The sequence below is a fragment of the Fibrobacter sp. UWB16 genome (genome assembly GCF_900215325.1).
Taxonomy (GTDB): Bacteria; Fibrobacterota; Fibrobacteria; order Fibrobacterales; family Fibrobacteraceae; genus Fibrobacter.
The window spans coordinates 46,561-67,748 of record NZ_OCMS01000001.1 but is presented as its reverse complement, the minus strand read 5'-3'; the positions used below and the strand labels follow the sequence as shown (position 1 = coordinate 67,748).

Sequence of the window (21,188 nt, the reverse complement as noted above, 5' to 3'; positions counted from 1 at the left end):
TGCGGCCTGTGAAGCGGATTCATCGTACAATAGCGAAACTCCTCGTGGTGAACGGTTACTTGCCAAAGCTTGGGCTTGCCGCAGTAATCGGTTTTGTGACGGGGCTTGTCGCGGTCGCGTTCCATTGGGGGCTTGACCACGCGGTGGATTGGGTTCGCATGCCGTGGACGCTTGGAATTTTGCCGTGGTACGCTTTTGCTGCGGTGCCTGCGATTGGCGGGCTTGTTGTCGGGCTTTTCATCCACAAGGTGGCGCGTGCGCCGGAGACGGCGGGGCAGGGCACCGACAAGATGATTTATTCATTCCATCATCAGGGCGGGAACGTTCGTGCGCGCGTGGCGCCGGTCAAGTTCTTTGCAAGCATCATCACGCTTGCGACGGGCGGTTCGGCAGGTTACGAAGGGCCGATTTCGCAGATTGGCTCAGGCATTGCATCGACGATTTGCAAGTTTTTCAAGATGCCGCGCATGATGCGTGGACAGTTCTTGCTGGCGGGCACGGCGGCAGGGCTTGGCGCTATTTTCAAGGCTCCTCTTGCAGGTGCGCTCACGTCGGTCGAAATGCTTTACCGCGAGGACTTTGAATCGAACGCTTTTGCAACTTCGATTGTATCCTCGGTGGTATCGTTTGCTGTTTATGTGGCGTTTGTGGGGACTTCGCCTTTGATCGGTGGCGTGCCTGCGTTCCCGTTTACGGGGGGCGTCGAGCTTTTGGCATGTGCGTTGCTTGGCGTACTTTGCTTCCCATTCTCGTACCTGTACGTGCGTTTTTACTACGAGTCGGAGCGCCGTTTCAGCAAGTGGGAAATCCCTGTATGGCTCAAGCCTGCGTTGGGTGGCGCGTTCATTTCTCTGTTGGTTCTTGCGTACCCGGAAGTTTCGGGTGGCGGCTTTGATTTTATTGACAACCTAATGGCGGGGCTTGTGCCGCATTCGCTGTGGGGCGTTTTGCTCTTGCTCGGTATCGTGCTTGCAAAGATTGTGGCGACCGCGCTTACGGTCGGTTCGGGCGGTTCCGGGGGTGTCTTTGGACCATCGCTATTTATTGGTGGGGTTATTGGCGCTATGTTTGCAGGAATATGCGAACTTGCGTTCCCGGGAGTTATCCGCATGCCCGAAATGTTCATTCTCGTCGGGATGGCGTCGTTCTTTGCGGGGGCTGCAAAAGCTCCGATTGCAGGCGTCGTGATGGTCTGCGAAATGACAGGTAGCTATAGTTTACTGCCGGGGCTTCTGATTGCATCCGTGATGCACATTGCCTTCTCGCGCAACTGGACGATTTACAAGAGCCAGGTGCTCAACAAGTTTGCGTCCCCGGCGCACCGCCGTGACATGGACCGCGAGCTCATCCAGGCGTACGATAAAATTGCTAAGGAATAGCGTTTGTTTTAGGTTTATGGAAAACCTTAAAAAATCCCAAAATTTTGTATTTGTAGCTTGCACGTAACTTGTTGATTTTCACCAAGTTACATTTTTTATAATGCAAAAAAGTGGCGTTTTTGAGCAAATTTCGCCATTTGTATAATATTTTGTATGCTTAAAGTAAGGAAATTCTTGTCAAGGGATGTTTGAAAAAATACCTGTTGATAACTTGTGCTAATAATAAGTGATAATTTTGTTGCACATACGTTCGTAAGGGTGGTGTAAACTGGAAAAAGTGTGATAAAAATTGTTTCTAAAAATTTTTTGCCATTTTTGAGCGAAAAATAGGGATTTCGAAAAAAAAATAGTTGGGGTGCTTGTGGTTCGGGATTCGTTTCTTATTTTTTGCTTGCTCTTTTATACTTTGGATTGGTTTTTTAGATCGTGGAAAATACTGTTTCTTTGTTGGATATTGCAGAGTCGCCCTGGCAACAGGTGCTCGACCGCGTGCGTTCGGAATGTAAGGACTTTTTTGGTGCCGTCATTCTCGACGCTCTTGGTTATGAGGGAATGTGCAATGGCTATGCCTTGCTCACTGTTCCCGACGAGCTTCGCGAGAACTGGGTGAATTCCCACTATGGCGATTTATTGCGCAAGTCCTTTACAGCTGTATTTGGTAGTGAATTTGTTGATTATCGCATCCGTCAGATTGCTCCAACGGACCCGATTCCCGAAATCAAGCTCACGATGCCGGTTATTCCACGTCCCGAGAAAAAGAAGGCCGAAGTCAAGCGCCCGAAGCAGCCTTTGGCACTTTACGCCCGCTATACTTTTGAAAACTTTGTCGAAGGGGAGTGCAATTCCACGGCTTTCCGCGCATGCCAGGCTGTTGCTGAAAATCCGGGTGACCCGGCTTTGAATCCACTTTTTGTCTATGGCGAAAGTGGCCTTGGCAAGACGCATTTGTTGCAGTCCATTGCCGCAAAAATCCAGAAGAGCCGTCCAGAAGCTTCCATTGTCTATTGCCACGCTTATGACTTTTTGCGTGATGCAACGGCTATGGCGTCTGCACTCCACAACAAGACGGGCAATGTGCGCGAGCTTGCGCAGAAGTTCCGCGAACGCTATGAGCTTTGCGATGTGCTTTTGCTCGACGATGTGCAGCTCTTGGAAAAGGGCCTCTGGACGCAAGACCGCCTTGCTATTCTGATTAAGCATTTGCGCGCCGAAGGCAAGCAGGTCGTGATTTCTTGCGACCGCCATCCGAACTTGTTTAGGGTGGTCGATACGGATAACGAATCCCGCGGTTCTTCGAGATCTTCGATTCCGAGTATTTCCAAGAAGCTCCTTGCTCCGCTTGCCTCCTGTGTGGCTGTGGGCATTGATGAACCGGACCTTGCAACCCGCATGAACTTGATCAGCAAGAAGTCCGAGGACTTGCCGTTTGCAAAGGCTGACCGCGAAGAAATTTGCCGTTACCTCTCGATGCAGCCGCGTAAGAACGTTCGCCTGATTGAAGGTCTCTTGAACTTCCTTGGCGCGATGAACATGTTCTGCAAGGCTGATTTGAACTTGAATGGCGTGAAGCGCCTCGTGGCACCGTCGGAACATGGCGGCCATGTGGAACTCACTGCCAAGAACATTATTGAAGCGGTGGCTATGGATTACCGAGTCGAAGTCTGTGAACTCTCGTCCAAGCGCCAGTCTGCCGCAATTTCTATGCCCCGCAAGGTGGCGATGTTCCTTTGCCGCGAACTCACGACCGATTCGCTCCAGAATATCGGTGCGATGTTCTGCAGGGACTATGCCACTGTAATCGCCGCCATAAATTCCCTCAAAAAGCAGATGGAAACGGATGCGTCCCTCGCAAGGCGTGTTCAAGATATCCGTTATATGCTGGAAGCCTAGCATGATTGCTCTTTTAACGGGTGGCGCCGGCGTCGTAGGGAAGGCGTTGTGCCGGGAACTAATAGCACGGGGAGTGTGTGTCCGCGTCTTGACGCTTCCGGGCGATTCTTTGGCGAAGTCCTTACCGAGCGAGGTGGACGTCCGTTATGGCGATGTGACTGATTTTGATTCTATCCGAGATGCGTTCGAAAACGTCGATGTCGTCTATCACTTGGCGGCAATTCTTTTATCGACAAAACGCGGTACTTTTGAACACGTGAATACGTGGGGAACCCGCAATGTTATTGAGGCTTGCAAACTTGCTGGTGTGCGGCGATTCCTTTATGTTTCTAGCATTTCCGTGACGTACCCAGTGCTTACGCCTTATGGCGAAAGCAAAAAGAAGGGCGAGGCTTTGGTGCATGCCTCCGGACTTGACTGGACGATTGTGCGCCCGACGCTTGTGATTGGCGATGGGGGCGGTGTCGAGTTCAACATGTTCCGCGATTACGTGAAGCGATTCCCGGTCTATTTTATGCCGGGGGGTGGCAAATGTCTCAAACGTCCGGTTTGCAGTGTGGATTTGGTCAAGGGAATCGCTGTGGCTGGGCTTATGAAAAGTGCGGTGGGGAAGACTTACGCCCTTGCGGGCTCGACGGTCATGACGATGGCGGAGATGGCTAAGCATGTGCTGACTGACGCCGGGATGCATCATCTGATGGTTCCGCTTCCGTGGTGGATTTCCAAACGACTTGCCGTCCTGAAAAACTGGATTGGAGGCAAGCGCGTGTCTGCCGAGCAGGCTTTAGCGGGATTTTTGTACGATGCTGCCCCGTCCATCGAAGATGCCGAACGCGACCTCGAATATCATCCGGGTTGCCCTTTTTAGTAATTAAGAATTAGGAATTGTCATGCCCGTCCCGGAACAAGTCCGGGATGACAGTCGGGCATCTCCATATAATACATTTTCTCGAAAATTTGGCGTTTTTAAGCGTTTTTTTGCTTGTTTACTGTGTAATTTGTAAACATTTATTGGTCCAAATTGGACTAAATAGATTATATTAATATGTATGAATAAGAAAAAGTTACTTGCTCTTTTAGTTTCCTCGGCTTTCCTCTTTGCTGCTTGCGGAGACGACGATAGCCCTTCTTCTCCAAAGAATAACCAAGAAGAAGTATCATCTTCTTCCGAAGAAGATGATTGCGATTCCGATGAATGCGACGAAAAGTCCTCTTCGTCGAAATCCAATGATAAGAAGTCTTCTGATTCAAAGGATAATGACAAGTCCTCCTCTTCTAAGAAGGGTGATGACAAGTCCTCTGATTCCAAGGACGAAAAGAGCTCTTCTAGCTCTGCAAAGGATGATGAAAAGTCTTCTGATTCCAAGGATGATGACAAGTCCTCTTCAAGCGCTGAAGAACCGGAATCTTCGTCTTCTGCTGACGCGCCGAAAGGCGCTCATGCTGCAAAGCTTGCAGACCTCGAAAAGAACTATGAACTCAAGATTTTTGACCAGACTGTTTACCTGTCGACCGGCAGTAAGCAGGGCCTTATCGCTCTCCGCATTCCAGATGAAATGTGGCTTGTTACTTATACGGATTTTGCAAATGGCGAAGTTAAATTCACTGATGACAATGTTGGCAAGCAGTATGCAGAAACGGATGCCGTTAAAAAGATTTTGGAAAAACTCAAGTCCAAGGACGGTTTCACGCTTTCGTTCATTGTCGATAAGGATGACGTTGTCAAGTATTCTGTCAACGGATCGAAAGATTATAACGAAGCTGTAAAGGCAAGCGTTGCTGTTCAGAAGGGTAAAGTCTCCAAAGCTGCCGACATTCAGAACAAAATTTTCGAATGCACCGATGGCGATACGACGAGAACATTTACGTTCTTCGACAATTCGTATATCGTTGACGTTACGGCGGGCAAAAAGCTTGCTTACTGGATCGGCGGGCATTATGACATCCAGCGTAGCACGTTGTTGATGCGCCCTGCATATTTCAGCAAGCCTGTTTATTCGATGTATGCCTATTCTGTCGGAACGGACAACACTATTGCTTCAGATGGTGCGACAATGAACTGCAACGTCGAAGCTAGCGAATATGAATACGAAAAGGCTAGCGATTTTGTCGGCGAATGGCAAGCTAAGAAAGATGGTATCGATTGGGAATTCACGCTCAAGGCTGATGGTACCTACGAACTTTCTGCATTTGAAGGCAACAAGAATGTTGAGGCCAAGAATGGCGTCTGGGAAATCTATGGTTACCACATGATGATGCGCAATAAGGGGTGCTTGCATCCGGATAAGTGCACATCGAGCCTCCATGGACAGCTCCAGACGGGACCGATCGATAAAGCAACCAACAAGATTAGCGGATTCTCGTTCATTCATAATGATACGGATACGCCGAAAATCCCGACCTCTTTCGATGCTCCGCAGTACGAGTAAGCCGGATAATTTGGAATCAGGATTTCGGAATTAGGAATGTATTTTAAGAAAATGCATCGCTCATGGGCGGTGCATTTTTTTATTTTCTAGAGCAGAGGATATCCAAATGAAACTTTATGTGGTACAGATGAAGATTTTGCCGGGCAATGTCTCGGCAAATATGCAAACGATGAAGGCTGCTTTTGATCGCGCTAAGGCTGCCGAAGTAGATTGCGTTGTGTTTCCACGAAATGCTTTGACGGGGCCTTCGAACAAGGCTCTCCCTGTAGACTGGGCCGAAATCCGCAAGTATGCGGGCAACATGCCGTTCTTCTTGTGCGGTGACGTGCTTGACGATACGCCACTTTTGAATGTGGCCCATGTGACCCATGGCAGTGACTTTTATGTGGTTGGCCGTCGCGAAGTCGAGAACAAGGAACTTTCGCACTTGGCGAAGGATTGTGCGATGCCGGTCATTTGCCTGAACGGTGTCGGGACTGACAATACCGGTAAGAACATCTATGCGCTTGCTGGCGGCAGCCGTGTGTTTGACTGCGATGGAAAAATCGTCTTTGAAATGCCTCTCTTTAGCGAGGCCGGAGCGGTGGTCGAATTTGTCGATGGCAATGTGCAAGTTTATGCGGATTCTTCAAAACCGTACACGAGCGAAATCGCCGAAATTCACGATGCGCTTGTATTCATGATCCGCGAAAACTTGAAGATGTTCCATATCTCGCGCATGGTCATTGGCGCAAGCGGTGGCATTGATAGTGCTGTTTCTGCTGCGCTTTATGCCGAAGCGATTGGACCGCAGAACGTGTATCTCGTGAACATGCCGACGCGCTTCAATTCGGATACGACAAAGAATGCGGCTCGTGACTTGGCCGAGAACCTTGGAACGCCGTACATGGTCGCTCCAATTTCGGACATTATTGAATCTGTTTGCCACACGCTGGAACGTTGCTCCTTTGTGCGCAACGACACCGTGATGAAAATTGCAGGGATCAACCACGAGAACTTGCAGGCGAGGACGCGCTCTGCATCGATCCTTTCAACGGTGGCTTCTGTTGTTGGCGCTGGTGTGACTTGCAACGGCAACAAGAGCGAGGCGATGGTCGGTTACTGCACTCTGTACGGTGACACTTGCGGCGTGATGTGCGCTCTTGGAGACTTGTGGAAAACGCAGGTCTATGCGCTTGCTCGTTACATTAACCGTGATTCAGAAATCATCCCGAAGGCTTCGATCGATATTCCGGCGAGTGCGGAACTCTCCGAAGCGATGAACGTCGATGAAGGCAAGGGCGACCCGATCCTTTACCCATACCACGACAAGCTCTTTGCCATGTGGGTCGAGAAGGGCGTGAGCCTTGCGCATACCGAAAGGCTTGCGATGGAAGGGACTCTCTGCGAAACGCTCGGTGTGGATGCCGCCTACTTTAAGGCTCATCTCCCGACGGTTGAAGCGGCTCTCGAGGACATGCGGTTCTGGTACCGTAGGTTCAAGGGACTTGCCTTGGCTAAGCGCATCCAGTTCCCGCCGATACTCTCTGTAAGTGGGCATGCCTTCGGCGGCGAATACCGCGAAAGCCAGTTGAGCTGCTAAGATCGCTCCGAACTCCGAAATCCTAATTCTTAATTTTTCTACATTTGCGACTCATAGTTCAACCGCGGGTTTGACTCGCGATTCTAAAGGATATTTATGAAAATTGCAGAAAAAACAGTCGTCCAGATGCATTACACCCTCAAGTCCGACGAAGGTGCCGTGATCGATTCTTCGGAAGGTCGCGAACCGCTCCAGTACATTCAGGGCATGCACATGATCGTTCCGGGCCTCGAAAAGGCTATGGTCGGTCACGATATGGGCGACAAGTTTGATGTTGTCGTCATTCCGGCTGAAGGTTACGGCGAATACGATGAACGCATGACCCAGGAAGTTCCGCTGAACGTTTTCCAGGGTGTCGATCATGTCGAAGCCGGCATGATGTTCTATGCCCAGACTCCGAATGGCCCGATGCCGATTCGCATCAAGTCTGTTGGCGAAAAGACGGCTATCATCGATGCAAACCACGAACTTGCTGGCAAGAATCTCAACTTTGCTATCGAAGTTGTCTCCGTCCGTGAAGCAACAGAAGAAGACCTCAAGCCGTTTGAACATCACTGCTGCTGCGGTGGTCATGACGGCGAAGACCATGAATGCAAGTGCGGCGAAGAAGGCCACGAATGCGAATGCGGTGGCCATGGCAACAAGGAAAATTGCGATGGTAACGGCGGCTGCGGCTGCGAACACCACGCTGAACACCACGGTAAGTAAGGCTTTGGGCGACGCTCGCTGATTTCCCTTAAAAAATGTGAAAAAAGACTGGAACCGGACGTACGTTCCGGTCTTTTTTTATTTAATTTAAATCGAGGAGTGTGGCAATTTACACCAGAGGTTGGATATGCGTTTTGCGAAAATTTTATCTGTGGCAGCGTTGCCAATGTTTCTTTTTGCCTGTAGTGATGATAATTCATCGTTTGCAACTACAGCGCCTGAAAGTGAAAAACCTGAAGAACAGCAGCCCCCGCTTGACTCTATTCCAGAAAACGAGAAAGAGGTCAAGCTAACTCGAGATTTTTCGGATGTCTGGAGTGGTAGCGGAACAGCTGAAGATCCGTTCCTTGTTACCAATGAACAGCAACTTGCATCCATCGAGTTCTATGTAAGCGATTCAGCAATGACCTTTAGGGGCATGTATTTTAAACAGACCGCAGATATTGCGCTTACAAAAGCATGGAAGCCGATTGGCATTTTTGGAAAGAATGCCTATGGGTATGGAAATCGCTCCTTTAGCGGTTCTTATGACGGTAGTTCCAAAACAATTTCAGGCTTGACTATCAGCGATACGGCTAGCTATAGCGGTCTATTTGGCTTGACCCGTGGAGCTCGCATCAGTAATGTTGTGCTTAAGGGCGCCAAGATGAGCGTCGGCACAAATGCAGGTGTCCTTGCCGGAAAGATGGATTCGACGATCGTAGAAAACTGCGTTCTTGAAGATATCGAAATTAGCGGAAAGGACCGCGTAGGCGGCTTAGTCGGTGAAGCTTCGAATGTCAGTGTGGCTAATGTTGCAGTCTCTGGTATTGTAAAGGGCGAAAATTCTGTGGGTGGTGTTGTTGGCCGCTTGCAAGATGGTTCGTTTGATAATGTGGTGAACAAAGCTGATGTCACGGGCAAGTCCACTGTAGGTGGTGTTGCTGGTGCTTTTGCCACTACAACTAAAAATGAAGGTGCTGCTGAAAACGTTGGCTTTGTTCGTGATTTGCTGAATTACGGTAACGTGACAGGAACTTCGAATGTCGCTGGTGTTATCGCCTCCCTTTCATCGACTAAGGCTGATCACGTTGGCAATTATGGTGCTGTTACCGCCGATGAAGGCGCGATGAGCAATGTTGCAGGTGTCTTTGCGGAAACCTCGAACAATTCTGTTGTCAATGAAGTTTTCAATGCAGGGAAGGTCTCTGTAAAGAAGGCAATGGCAACTGGTGGCGTTTTCGGTAGCTTGAAAAACTCTACGGCAAAGAATGTGTTCAACCAAGGTGAATTGGCTGGGCAGGCTTCCAATTTGGGCGGTCTTGCAGGCATTATTGATGGCCAGTCCAATGTCGAATCGAGCTATAATGCAGGAACGATTCCTAATGAAAACTATGCAGGAACCGTGGCCGGCAGTGGCAAATCGACAATCACCTTGACAAATGTCTTTTATGACTCGACGGTTGGTGAAGGCTGCCAGGTCTTTGGTGGTGATGCTCCGTTTGGCATCGCCATCCCGACGGGCGTTACGACTGCCGATATGAAGGCTGCTACGTTTGTGGCTACATTGAACGGCGCCGGCAGTGTTTGGACCATCGATCCGACCAAGTTTAACGGCTATCCGTCTTTTAGCTGGATTAAGTAATTTCTACATTTAGAACATGGCTAAAAAGAAAAAATTTTGGAAGTCGCCTTCTGCTGAGGCGGCTTTTCGTGGTAAAGAAGACCGTCTTCGCAAGACTCTTTGCGAAATTGTGAACGGACAAAGCCGTTTGTTGCACCGCCCGGACGAACTGTACGAGGCTATTGCGAATGGTCTTGACGATATTGAAAAAATCAAGGATGTGAAGCTCCAGCTTGAACTTTTGGCTTGGACGCTTCGCTGCGATTTCTTGGCTTTCAAGGCAGACGACGAAGAAATGGATACGTGGAACGACTTGTTCTACGATGCCGGAACGTTCTTTATCGAAGTCGCGAAGACTTATGACGACAAGGATTACATTGCGGACCTGATCCACGATTTGGCGGTGCGCCATGTGGGTGGGGAAGGCCGCGAGGTCGTGTTCCTCTCGATTGAAGATGTAATGCCGGTGGAACGTGCAAAGGCTTTGATTGAAGAGCTCCTGAGCGTGATTGATGCGACGGAACTTGAAAATCGCGAAGACGTTCTCGATGCGATTTGCGATATGGCGGATGCCATCAAGGATACTGAAAACTTTGCGAAGGCTTCGCTTTACAAGGACCCGGACAAGAGCAATGCAACGCTCATCGACATTGCAAACTCCTACTTTGTTGCTGGCAACATTTCTATGGCAAAGCAGTGGCTTGGCGATGTGAAAGATCCGGGTGCCGAAGACGAAGAAGCGTTCCTCGATTTGCAGGCCGCCATTGCTGACCGCGAAGGCCGCAAGACGGATTGTCTCAAGTACGCCACGCGTTTGTACGAATGCTACCCGAAGGTCATGAACCTCTCGAGACTCTGCATGCTCAAGGACGACGCTGGCGTCGACAAGCTTTTGTTCGATCACATCAAGTACCGCGATAGCGGCAAGTGCGACACGAGCTTGATGATGCTCCTTGCAAATCTCAAGAAGTTCGAATTGCTCGAAAGCTACGTCAATCATTACGAACGCGATTTGCCGGGCCTCGATGCGTCTGAGCTGAATGCGATTTCGGATGAGGTGGAACGCGCTGGAGCAACTGAACTTGCAAAGCACATCCGCGAATGGACTGTTGAAGAACCCGAAGACGCCGAACCCCTCGACGATCGCGAGTAACTAAGCTCATATTCAATTCTTGCTTCATACGTCATTCTGAGTCCGCAAGGACGAAGAATCCAGTTATGTCTTGATTTTACTGGATCCTTCCACTTTCAGTGTCAGGATGACGGTGATGTTTTTTCTATTTTTACCCACATGAAAGTCCTTTTATACGATACAACGCTCCGTGACGGTAACCAAGACCGTAAAATAAGTCTCTCCTTAGCTGATAAAGTCCAGATCGCTCGAATTTTGGACCACTTTGGATTTGACTATATTGAAGGCGGTTGGCCGAACCCCAGCAATCCGACCGATGAGGAATTTTTCAAGCTCATCAAGGACGTAAAGCTCAAGCATGCAAAAATTGCCGCATTTGGCTCTACGCGCCGTCCGGGTATTTTGCCCGAGAACGATCCGCTTTTGCAGGCGCTCATCAAGTCCGAAGCTCCGGTCAAGACGATTTTTGGCAAGAGCTGGGATTTGCATGTGACGGACGTTATCCGCACGACTCTCGAAGAAAACCTCGACATGATCGAGTCTTCTGTCGCATACCTCAAGGAACATTCCGAAGAGGTGATTTACGATGCGGAACATTTCTTCGATGGCTACAAGGCGAATCCGGAATATGCGCTCGAAACGCTCAAGGCGGCTGAACTTGGCCATGCCGATTGCATTGTGCTTTGCGATACGAACGGCGGAACGATGCCGTGGGAAATCGAAGAAATCGTAAAGAAGGTTCAGGCTAGAATTTCGACGCCGCTTGGCATCCATGTCCATAACGATAGTGGTCTTGCCGTGGCAAACTCGATTTACGCTGTGAAGGCGGGTTGCGTGATGGTGCAGGGCGTGGTGAATGGCTACGGTGAACGCTGTGGTAACGCAAACCTCACGACGATTGCCGCCGATTTGAAGTTCAAGATGGACTGCGATTTTACGGCTGCCAAGAAGCTCTCTCACTTGCGCCAGCTGAGCGGCAACATCGACCAGATTGTGAACTTGCCGAGCGACGTGCATGCTCCGTATGTGGGGGATGCTGCCTTTGCCCATAAGGGCGGTGCTCATATCGATGGTGTGATGAAAGTCAGCCGCAGCTTTGAACATATCGACCCGCATACCGTGGGCAACGACCGCGTGTTTGTCACGAGCGACCAGGCCGGTGGTTCTCTCGTTGTCGAAAAGCTCAAGGCCATCAAGCCGGGCATTGACAAGAAGGATCCGGTGGTGGCAAGCCTCCTCAAGGAAATCAAGGAACGCGAAAATGCGGGCTGGCATTTCGACTCCGCCGAAGCGAGCTTCAAGCTCTTGGTCTACCGCCACTTGGGAATGGTCAAGGAACCGTTCAAAGTGCTCAACTACCGCGTGATTGAAGACAAAACGCCGCAGGGTGTTTCTGTGTCGCAGGCTACGGTCAAGCTCCAGGTGGGCGACAAGATTAGCCACCAGGTGAGCGAAGGTGACGGTCCGGTTAACGCTCTTGATGCCGCTCTCCGTAAGGCGCTTTTGCCGTTCTTCCCGTGCATGGAAAGTGTGCGCCTGGATGACTTCAAGGTGCGCGTGCTCGGTTCCAATGTGGCATCCGATGCGACGGTTCGCGTGTGGACGACGTTTGGCGATGAACACGGCTACTGGAACATGGTCGGCGTTTCGAGCAACATCATTGAGGCCTGTTGGACTGCTTTTGTCGATGGCCTTACGTACAAGATTTTGCTTGAAGACAACGTTATCCCGAATGCATACAAGCATTTGGATGTGGCGTCCGTGTAAAATAGCTGAACCGTGACAATTTGCCGAACCGCGCTGGGTTTTAGAGTTTAAAAAATAGAAGGTCTGTTAAAATGAAAATCGTAAAAGTCACTCCGAAGTCTCAAGAGATTGACAGAATTTGTGGTCGTGAAGTTGCTCCGAGCAAGGAAATTCACGACAAGGTCATGGACATTCTCGCCGACATCAAGAACGGCGGTTATGCGAAGGCTGTGGAATACGCCCAGAAGTTCGATGGCCTCAAAGGCAAGAACCTCCGCGTGTCCGAAGCCGAAATCAAGAAGTCTGCCGCCAAGTGCCCGCCCGAAATGCAGCGCGCTCTCAAGCAGGCTATCAAGAATGTTCGCGATTTCCACGTGAACCAGATGGAAGATTCTTGGCTCATGGAAGGCAAGGACGGCGTGGTTCTCGGTCAGCGTATTCGTCCGATGAAGCGCGTGGGTCTCTATGTTCCGGGCGGTGCTGGCATTTATCCGAGTACCGTCATTATGAATGCGGTTCCGGCCATTGTCGCTGGTGTCAAGGACATCGTTGTCGTGACTCCGATCAAGGGCGAAATCAATCGCGCGGTGGCTTTTGTGCTTTGCGAACTCGGCATTACCGAAGTTTACCACATCGGTGGCGCTCAGGCTATCGGCATGCTCGCTTACGGAGCCAAGGATGGCAAGGGCAAGGTCGTCGTGGAACGTGTCGACAAGATTGTGGGCCCGGGTAACGTCTTTGCCGCCGTTGCGAAGAAGGAAGTCTTTGGCATTGTCGATATCGACATGGTGGCTGGCCCGTCCGAAGTGCTCGTGCTTGCAGACAACACCTGCGATCCGGACTTTGTCGCTGCTGACCTCTTGAGCCAGGCGGAACACGGTTCTGGCTTTGAAGCTGCTATCTGCATTACAGACAACATGGAAACCGCACAGATGATTAGTGAATGTGTGGACATTCAGGTGGAAAATTCCCCGAAACGCGAATTGCTCCAAAAGGTGCTCGACAACTTCGGTCGCATCCTTGTGGTGAAGGACTGGTTCGACGGTGTGGCCATTGCTAATGCCATTGCTCCGGAACACATGGAAATCATGACCGACGAAGCTGAATCCATGGCAGCCCAGATTGAAAATGCGGGTGCCGTGTTTATCGGCCCCTGGTCTTCTGAACCGGTGGGCGACTACTTTGCAGGCCCGAACCATGTGCTCCCAACGAACGGCACGGGTCGCTTCTTCAGCCCGCTCGGCGTCTATGACTTCCTCAAGCGCATGAGCATCATCAAGTATAGCGAAAAGGCTATCAAGAAGAACGCGAAGGCAATTGCTGTCGTGGCGAACGAAGAAGGCTTCATCCACCACGCCGCCGCAGTCCTCAAGAGACTGTAATTGTGAATTGTCATGCCCGCCGGAGCCTGTGCTGAGCGCAGTCGAAGTAAGCGGGCATCTCCCGGCAGTGATGTCATTCCGGCCACCGAGCCGGAATCTCCTTACACAGTTCTATTTACATTTTATGAAACGGCTCCGCAATTTGCGGAGCTTTTTTTTGCTGAAAAAGCGTTTTTCGCTCGCTGAAAGTGGACAAAATGCGAAAATGTGCTACTAAATGCTTAAAAATCCGAATTTAGTAGCATAATTTTTGAATAAATTAACCAATCTGGGCGTTTTTTTTCAGAATTAACGCTGTAATTATGCTACTAAAATTGTTGAAATGCTGATTTAATAGCATATGACACTCTTTCATTATCAAAAATCTATTGAACAAAGTAAAAAATGTGCTACTAAATTGCTGAAAATGAATGTTTAGTAGCATAAAAACGCAAAAAAAAGTCTGTTCGATTGCCTCAAACCTCTTTTTTAGCCACCTTCATTGCATTCTTGTCTTCGTCTTTCTAGTCTTTAATCTTTCCCCTAAATTGCTATATTTGGGGCGGTAAATATTTAGGCTAAAAGAGGTCAAAATGCTCATTCTTCGTGGTACTCCGGCTCTGTCGGATTTCCGTCTGCAAAAGCTTTCATCTGATTTTAAGGCCGCTGGGATTCCGGTTGCATCTGTGTATGCCGAATTCCTCCATGTGGTGGATCTGTCCGCCGACCTGACCGCTTCCGAAAAGGAAACGCTCGAAAAGGTCCTTCATTACGGCCCGATGCGCGAAGTCAAGGCGCTCGAAGGTGAACTCTTTGTGGTCTGCCCGCGTCCGGGTACAATCAGCCCGTGGAGCTCGAAGGCTACCGATATCGCTCACATTTGCGGCCTCCCGGCAATCAAGCGCATCGAACGCGCCATTGCTTACTACGTGAAGTTTGAAGGTGCTGCTCCCGCCGGTGCCCGCGAAAAGGTTTCTGCCAAGATTCACGACCGCATGACTCAGGCCGTGTTTGCTGACACCGCTTCCCTCGAAGTGCTCTTCAGCAAGGAAGAACCGCGTCCGCTGAACGTGATTCCGGTGCTTACCGAAGGCCGCGACGCCCTCGTGAAGGCCGACAAGGAAATGGGCCTCGCTCTTTCTCCGGACGAAATCGATTACCTCGTCAAGAACTTCACCGAACTCAAGCGCAATCCGACCGACGTGGAACTTTACATGTTCGCGCAGGCAAACTCGGAACACTGCCGCCACAAGGTGTTCGGTGCCGAATGGACCATCGATGGCGTGAAGCAGGACAAGTCCTTGTTCCAGATGATCAAGAACACTTACCAGCTCCACAATTCCAACATCTTCAGCGCTTACAAGGATAACGCCGCTGTGATGAAGGGTGCAACGGCTGGCCGTTTCTACGCTGACCCGCGCAACAACAAGTACGACTTCCACAACGAAGAAGTCGATATCCTCATGAAGGTCGAAACCCACAACCACCCGACGGCGATTTCTCCGTTCCCGGGTGCCGCTACGGGTAGTGGTGGTGAAATCCGTGACGAAGGTGCAACGGGTAAGGGTTCCAAGCCGAAGGCTGGCCTTACGGGCTTCAGCGTTTCAAACCTCAAGCTTCCGGGTGCAGTTCAGCCGTGGGAAAAGGACTTTGGTAGCCCGTCCCGCATCGCTTCTGCTCTCGACATTATGATTGACGGCCCGCTCGGTGGTGCCGCATTCAACAACGAATACGGTCGTCCGAACATCCTCGGTTACTTCCGTACGTTCGAACAGGAAGTTTCTTCTGAAAAGGGTACTGAAGTTCGTGGTTACCACAAACCGATTATGCTTGCTGGCGGTCTTGGCAACATCAAGCACCAGCACATTGAAAAGGGCCACATCGACCCGGGTGACCACTTGATCGTTCTTGGTGGTCCGGCCATGTTGATCGGTCTTGGTGGCGGTGCAGCTAGCTCTGTTGCTAACGGTGCCGGTAATGAATCTCTCGACTTTGCTTCTGTGCAGCGTGAAAACCCGGAAATGGAACGCCGCTGCCAGGAAGTCATCGACCGCTGCTGGGCGATGAACGAAGAAAACCCGATTACGTTTATTCATGACGTGGGTGCAGGTGGACTTTCGAACGCCTTCCCGGAACTCGTGAACGATGGCGGCCTCGGCGGTAAGTTTGAACTCCGCAACGTGCCGAATGACGAACCGGGCATGAGCCCGTTCGAAATTTGGAGTAACGAATCCCAGGAACGTTATGTTATCGCAATTGCTGGTGACAAGCTCGATGTGTTCGACGCTATCTGTAAGCGTGAACGCTGCCCGTACGCCGTGGTGGGCGAGGCAATCCCTGAAAAGCACTTGACCCTTACAGACAAGCACTTCGGTACGACTCCGATTGACATGCCGCTCGGCGTTCTCCTCGGCAAGCCGCCTCGCATGATCCGCAATGAAAAGTCCCAGAAGCGCCCGCTCTCTTCTCAGGTGGTGCCGGCTGGTGTGACGGTGAAGGAACTTGCACATCGCGTGCTTGCTAACCCGACCGTTGCAGATAAGACGTTCTTGATTTCCATTGGTGACCGTTCCGTGACGGGTATGATTTGCCGTGACCAGATGGTTGGTCCGTGGCAGGTGCCGGTTGCTGACTGCGCCGTGACGAGTGCAACGCTCGACACGTACGAAGGCGAAGTCATGAGTATGGGCGAACGCGCTCCGATTGCTCTCATTTCTCCGGCTGCTGCAGCTCGTATGACGGTTGCTGAATCCCTCACGAACATGGCTGCCGCTTGCGTCCCGGATATGGGCCGCGTAAACTTGTCCGCAAACTGGATGGCAACGCCGAACTACGAAGGTGATGGCGCTGACTTGTACGAAGCCGTGAAGTCCATCGGTATGGAACTTTGCCCGGAACTTGGCATTACGATTCCGGTCGGTAAGGACTCCATGAGCATGAGCACTGTGTGGCAGGACGAAAAGGGTAGCCACCGCGTGACCGCTCCGATTTCTCTTGTGATTAGTGCCTTTGCTCCGTGTGCCGACGTGCGCAAGACGCTCACGCCGCAGCTCTTGCAGAAGAAGGATACGACGCTTGTGCTCGTGGACCTCGCTCGTGGCAAGAACCGTATGGGCGCATCCATTGCCGCTCAGGTTTACAACCTCCTCGGTGACAAGGCTCCGGATGTCGATTCCGCTAAGGAACTTCGCGCCTTCTTCGAAACCATCCAGAAGCTCAATGCCGATGGCAAGATTATGGCTTACCACGATAAGAGCGATGGCGGCCTCTTCACGACGGTTGTCGAAATGGCATTTGCCGGTCACGTGGGCGTAACGCTCGACGCTACAGCTCTCAAGGGCAATGTGATTGACGCTTTGTTCAACGAAGAACTCGGCGCCGTCCTCCAGGTTGCAAACGCAGACCTCGCTGCTGTGAAGGCTGCTTTCGAAGCTGTCGGTCTCGGCGATACCGTTTCTGAAATCGGTAAGCTTAACGATACGTATAACATTGTGATTGGCGACTACACCGAAGGCCTCTCTGACCTGCGCGCCATCTGGAGTGATACGACTCGCCGCATTGCCGCCCTCCGTGACAATCCGGAATGTGCCGAAAGCGAATACAAGCTCAAGCTCGAACAGGACGATCCGGGTATCACGCCGAAGGTCACGTTCGATCTCGCTGCTAGCGCCAAGGTCATCAAGGATTACGCAAGCCGCCCGAAGATGGCAATACTTCGTGAACAGGGTGTCAATGGCGAACTCGAAATGGCTGCCGCATTTGCAAAGGCTGGCTTCGAATCTATCGACGTTCACATGACGGACATCCTCTCCGGTCGCGTAAGCCTCAAGGACTTCAACGGTCTCGTTGCTTGCGGTGGCTTTAGCTACGGTGACGTTCTCGGTGCAGGCGAAGGCTGGGCCAAGAGCATCTTGTTCAACCCGAAGGCTCGCGCTGAATTCGAAGCTTACTTCAACCGCAAGGATACCTTCACGCTCGGCGTTTGCAACGGTTGCCAGATGGTCTCGAACCTCAAGGATTTGATTCCGGGCGCTAAGCACTGGCCGCGCTTTGTGCAGAACATCTCCGAACGCTTCGAAGCTCGCTACTGCTCTTTGAAGGTCGAAGATACGCCGGCAGTGCTCCTCAAGGGCATGGCAGGTTCTGTCCTCCCGATCGCTGTTGCTCACGGTGAAGGCCGTGCTGAATTCGCAAGCCGCGAAGCTGCCGAAGCCTGCCTCAAGACCGGTCTCGTGGCGCTCCGCTATGTGGATGGCAAGCACGAATACACCGAACGCTACCCGCTCAACCCGAACGGCTCCCCGTTTGGCATCAACGGCCTCTGCTCTGAAGACGGCCGCGCCCTCGTGATGATGCCGCACCCGGAACGCGTGTTCCGCACCTGCCAATACTCTTGGCACCCGGCAGAATGGGGTGAAGATGGCCCGTGGATGCAGCTGTTCCGCAACGGTCGTATATTCGTAGGGTAATCCCCTTGCATGTCATCCCGGCCTTGTGCCGGGTGTGCATTGAGTCATCATGGCCGTCATCCCGGCCTTGTGCCGGGATCGCCTTACACGTTTGAAAAATCCGCTTCCTGCTTCACCGCAGGGGCGGATTTTTTTTATAGCTTGTTTTTAATAGTTTATTTGTTTTATACAATAAAGTATTATTTACAAAGTTTTGTTATATTTTTGTTACAATTAGCTGACCATAAAATAAATTTTTAAGATAAATGATGAATTTCCAATAATTCACCAAAAAGAGGTATTTTATGGCAAAAGAAATGGTTGTATTACAGGGTCAATCCTTCTCGATTGAACTGCAATCAATGTTCGGTTCCACAAATTATGGTTGGACTCTGACCAAACTTCCGCAGGGCATCGCTCTGCTGAGTACAGAGACAATCTCAACAGCAACAGGGGTTGCTCCTGTTATCCAGAGATTCTGGTTTGGAGCTGTTTCTGCAACGGAAGACAAGTCTGAACTTGAATTCACGTTGATTAACTTTACGGATATGTCCGCTACGAAAAAGACGCATACGGTGCTGTTGAACGTAATTCCGAGCGATTCTGATGAATTTGCAAAATTTAGCGAAAACTCTGACGCTACAATCAGAGCTGTTGCCGGCCCTGCAATGCCCTATGGCCTTGTTCTCGGCTCGCAAGAAGCCGTTGTGAAGTATGGCTATCCTTGTGGAGTTCAGGATGCTCCCCTGATGAAGTATGGCTATCCCTGTGGCGTTCAAGATGCACCCTTGATGAAGTACGGTTATCCTTGCAATACAAGCGAAGCACCTGTAGTGAAGTATGGGTATCCTTGTGGTGTAAATGATGCACCCTTGATGAAGTATGGCTATCCTTGTGGAGCTCAGGACGCATCTCCAAATCGAGAAGCCGCTTTGAAGTACGGTTACCCCTGCGGCACAAATGATGCTCCTTTGATGAAGTACGGTTATCCTTGCGATTTGCCTTTGATGAAGTATGGCTATCCTTGCGGTGTTCAGGATGCTGCATCGAACAGGGAAGCTGCCATGGCATACGGTTACAAGAACTGTACAAATGACGTCGCTTTGAAGTATGGTTATCCCTGCGGAGTACAGGATGCCGCCTTGAAGTACGGCTATCCGTGCGGCGTTCAAGATGCAGCAACGAAAAAAGACGCTGCTTTTATGTACGGCTTCAAGTGCGATTCGCAGAAGTCTGACTGTTAAAATAAATCAGAATACATGATAAAAACAGCCTGCTGGCCTTGAATGCTGGCAGGCTGCTTAGAGGTTTTTATGGCAAATATTGGGTATCAGCCCATCACTGCAGTCTGGGAAGTAACGATGGGCTGCAACTTTCGCTGTGGGCATTGTGGTTCTTCTTGTGAGGGCGCTCTCCCGGGACAATTGAGCACCGAGGAAGCTCTTGATTTGTGTGATCAGATTGCTGATATTGGACTGAAATGGATTACCTTGTCTGGAGGCGAACCTCTTACGAGACAAGATACGCCTGAATTGGTGAAACGTCTTTCTGGTAATGGCGTTATCGTGAATATGATCACGAACGGTTGGCTCCTTGACGCAAAGATGGCAAAAAAGTTAAAAGAGAATGGTATTGCCACGGTTGCGATTAGCATTGACGGAACGCCTGAAATCCATGATAAAATCAGGAAAAAAGGTGCCTTTGAACATGCTAGGCAAGCTTTCGCCGCAATGAAGGAATTGGGAATAAAGACCGGTGCCGTCACGACTATCACGAAGCAGAATATGGATAATCTTCCGGAATTGAAGGAAGAGCTTATCCGCATGGGCGTTGACACGTGGCAGGTTCAACTTGGTTTGCCTATGGGCAATTTGAAGGAACGCCCTGATTGGCTCCTTGAACCGAGACAGGTCAGGGATATCATTGATTTTTGTTACGATACGGCAAAAGAGGGTAGGATCGATATTTATCCTGCGGATTGTATTGGATACTATTCAATGAAGGATCTTGAAACAAGGCGTATGTCCTACAAGTCAAATGGTTATTCCTTGTGGGATGGCTGCAATGCGGGAATTCGTGGTTTCGGGATTTTGCATAATGGTGATATCTTGGGTTGTACTTCGATTCGTTCCAAGGAATTCATCGAAGGGAATATCCGCGAAAGAAAGTTGCGTGAAATTTGGGAAGATAAAAACGCATTTTTGTGGCGTCGCCAGATGACTAAGGACAAACTTTCTGGTTCTTGCAAAAAGTGCATTTATGGTTCCAAGTGCCTTGGCGGCTGCCCGAATACGCGTCTCACGATGAAGGGTAGCATTTATGAGGAAAATGAATATTGCGCATACAACCTTTCTCTAAAGGAAAAGGAAACAAAGTATGGCAAGTGCGACAGTGCTTCTGCTTTGCTCAAGCTGGCCGAAGCGTTGATTCCTCAGGGCAACTACCAAGAAGCCTCCTTTGCTTTGAAACGTGCGCAGGAACTGGATCCCAATAATGCCGATGTTTACAGGGCTATTGGCTACAGCGAATTCATGTGCGGCAACTATGAATCGTGCCTTGAAGCAAACGAGAAGGCTTTGAACATCAATAGCATGGACACTTATGCTATGGGTGGTCGAGCTTTGGCCTTGTATCGGCTCGGTCAGGCTGAAGAAGGCTTGCGCGTTATGCAAGAGGCCGTTTCGCTGTCCGGAGGTCAGGATCCGAATCTTATACAAGATCTCAGATATATGACATCTGACATGGCTGCAAAAGCTGCATACGCAAGCAAGTAAATAGCTTTGTAGCATTATGTAGTAAATCCGCTTCCTGCTTCACCGCAGGGGCGGATTTTTTTTATAAAAATAAACTGCAATGTCATAATATGACATTCTTAAAATCTATTTTAATTCTTGAACGATTTTATGCCGT

At 50.3% G+C, this 21,188-nt stretch carries 13 protein-coding genes; all 13 read left to right on the top strand.

Annotation, left to right across the window (positions count from 1 at the left end):
• The first annotated feature begins 8 nt into the window (after positions 1-8).
• The 13 genes from CRN95_RS00275 (at position 9) to CRN95_RS00215 (ending at position 21,052) form a co-directional block, all read left to right on the top strand.
• Positions 9-1,379 (top strand): chloride channel protein, encoded by a 1,371-nt coding sequence (locus tag CRN95_RS00275; RefSeq protein ID WP_097019773.1) that lies wholly within the window; start codon positions 9-11, stop codon positions 1,377-1,379.
• 426 nt (positions 1,380-1,805) lie between these two features.
• Entirely contained in the window at positions 1,806-3,269 is a 1,464-nt protein-coding gene (locus CRN95_RS00270; protein WP_097019772.1) for a DnaA ATPase domain-containing protein, read from the top strand.
• A 1-nt stretch (position 3,270) separates the two neighbouring features.
• Entirely contained in the window at positions 3,271-4,137 is an 867-nt protein-coding gene (locus tag CRN95_RS00265) for an NAD(P)H-binding protein (protein ID WP_159462246.1), read from the top strand.
• A 181-nt stretch (positions 4,138-4,318) separates the two neighbouring features.
• Positions 4,319-5,698 carry a hypothetical protein gene (locus CRN95_RS00260; RefSeq protein ID WP_235002789.1) on the top strand — a complete coding sequence of 460 codons (1,380 nt, stop codon included), beginning with the start codon at positions 4,319-4,321 and terminating at the stop codon, positions 5,696-5,698.
• 106 nt (positions 5,699-5,804) lie between these two features.
• A complete protein-coding gene (nadE, locus tag CRN95_RS00255) occupies positions 5,805-7,280 on the top strand; it encodes an NAD(+) synthase (RefSeq protein WP_097019769.1) in 1,476 nt (491 codons plus the stop codon).
• A 96-nt stretch (positions 7,281-7,376) separates the two neighbouring features.
• The gene (gene slyD, locus CRN95_RS00250; protein WP_097019768.1) at positions 7,377-7,988 is read left to right on the top strand and encodes a peptidylprolyl isomerase; all 612 of its coding nucleotides are present in this window, start codon (positions 7,377-7,379) and stop codon (positions 7,986-7,988) included.
• A gap of 151 nt (positions 7,989-8,139) precedes the next feature.
• Entirely contained in the window at positions 8,140-9,612 is a 1,473-nt protein-coding gene (locus CRN95_RS00245; RefSeq protein WP_235002788.1) for a hypothetical protein, read from the top strand.
• A gap of 16 nt (positions 9,613-9,628) precedes the next feature.
• Positions 9,629-10,744 (top strand): hypothetical protein, encoded by a 1,116-nt coding sequence (locus CRN95_RS00240; RefSeq protein ID WP_097019766.1) that lies wholly within the window; start codon positions 9,629-9,631, stop codon positions 10,742-10,744.
• A gap of 138 nt (positions 10,745-10,882) precedes the next feature.
• The gene (cimA, locus tag CRN95_RS00235; protein ID WP_097019765.1) at positions 10,883-12,490 is read left to right on the top strand and encodes a citramalate synthase; all 1,608 of its coding nucleotides are present in this window, start codon (positions 10,883-10,885) and stop codon (positions 12,488-12,490) included.
• A 71-nt stretch (positions 12,491-12,561) separates the two neighbouring features.
• A complete protein-coding gene (gene hisD, locus CRN95_RS00230) occupies positions 12,562-13,851 on the top strand; it encodes a histidinol dehydrogenase (RefSeq protein ID WP_014544877.1) in 1,290 nt (429 codons plus the stop codon).
• A gap of 572 nt (positions 13,852-14,423) precedes the next feature.
• Positions 14,424-18,299, top strand: coding sequence for a phosphoribosylformylglycinamidine synthase (gene purL / locus CRN95_RS00225; RefSeq protein ID WP_097019764.1), 3,876 nt, complete (start codon positions 14,424-14,426; stop codon positions 18,297-18,299).
• Between the two features lie 284 nt (positions 18,300-18,583).
• Positions 18,584-19,522, top strand: coding sequence for a hypothetical protein (locus CRN95_RS00220; protein WP_097019763.1), 939 nt, complete (start codon positions 18,584-18,586; stop codon positions 19,520-19,522).
• A 69-nt stretch (positions 19,523-19,591) separates the two neighbouring features.
• Positions 19,592-21,052 (top strand): radical SAM protein, encoded by a 1,461-nt coding sequence (locus tag CRN95_RS00215; protein ID WP_159462245.1) that lies wholly within the window; start codon positions 19,592-19,594, stop codon positions 21,050-21,052.
• Positions 21,053-21,188 lie beyond the last annotated feature (136 nt).

Bases quoted from the DNA above. Each gene is read 5' to 3' on its own strand.
- CRN95_RS00240 (WP_097019766.1), top strand. From the start codon at position 9,629: ATGGCTAAAAAGAAAAAATTTTGGAAGTCGCCTTCTGCTGAGGCGGCT.
- cimA (WP_097019765.1), top strand. From the start codon at position 10,883: ATGAAAGTCCTTTTATACGATACAACGCTCCGTGACGGTAACCAAGAC.
- slyD (WP_097019768.1), top strand. From the start codon at position 7,377: ATGAAAATTGCAGAAAAAACAGTCGTCCAGATGCATTACACCCTCAAG.
- CRN95_RS00265 (WP_159462246.1), top strand. From the start codon at position 3,271: ATGATTGCTCTTTTAACGGGTGGCGCCGGCGTCGTAGGGAAGGCGTTG.
- CRN95_RS00260 (WP_235002789.1), top strand. From the start codon at position 4,319: ATGAATAAGAAAAAGTTACTTGCTCTTTTAGTTTCCTCGGCTTTCCTC.
- purL (WP_097019764.1), top strand. From the start codon at position 14,424: ATGCTCATTCTTCGTGGTACTCCGGCTCTGTCGGATTTCCGTCTGCAA.
- CRN95_RS00220 (WP_097019763.1), top strand. From the start codon at position 18,584: ATGGCAAAAGAAATGGTTGTATTACAGGGTCAATCCTTCTCGATTGAA.
- nadE (WP_097019769.1), top strand. From the start codon at position 5,805: ATGAAACTTTATGTGGTACAGATGAAGATTTTGCCGGGCAATGTCTCG.
- CRN95_RS00215 (WP_159462245.1), top strand. From the start codon at position 19,592: ATGGCAAATATTGGGTATCAGCCCATCACTGCAGTCTGGGAAGTAACG.
- hisD (WP_014544877.1), top strand. From the start codon at position 12,562: ATGAAAATCGTAAAAGTCACTCCGAAGTCTCAAGAGATTGACAGAATT.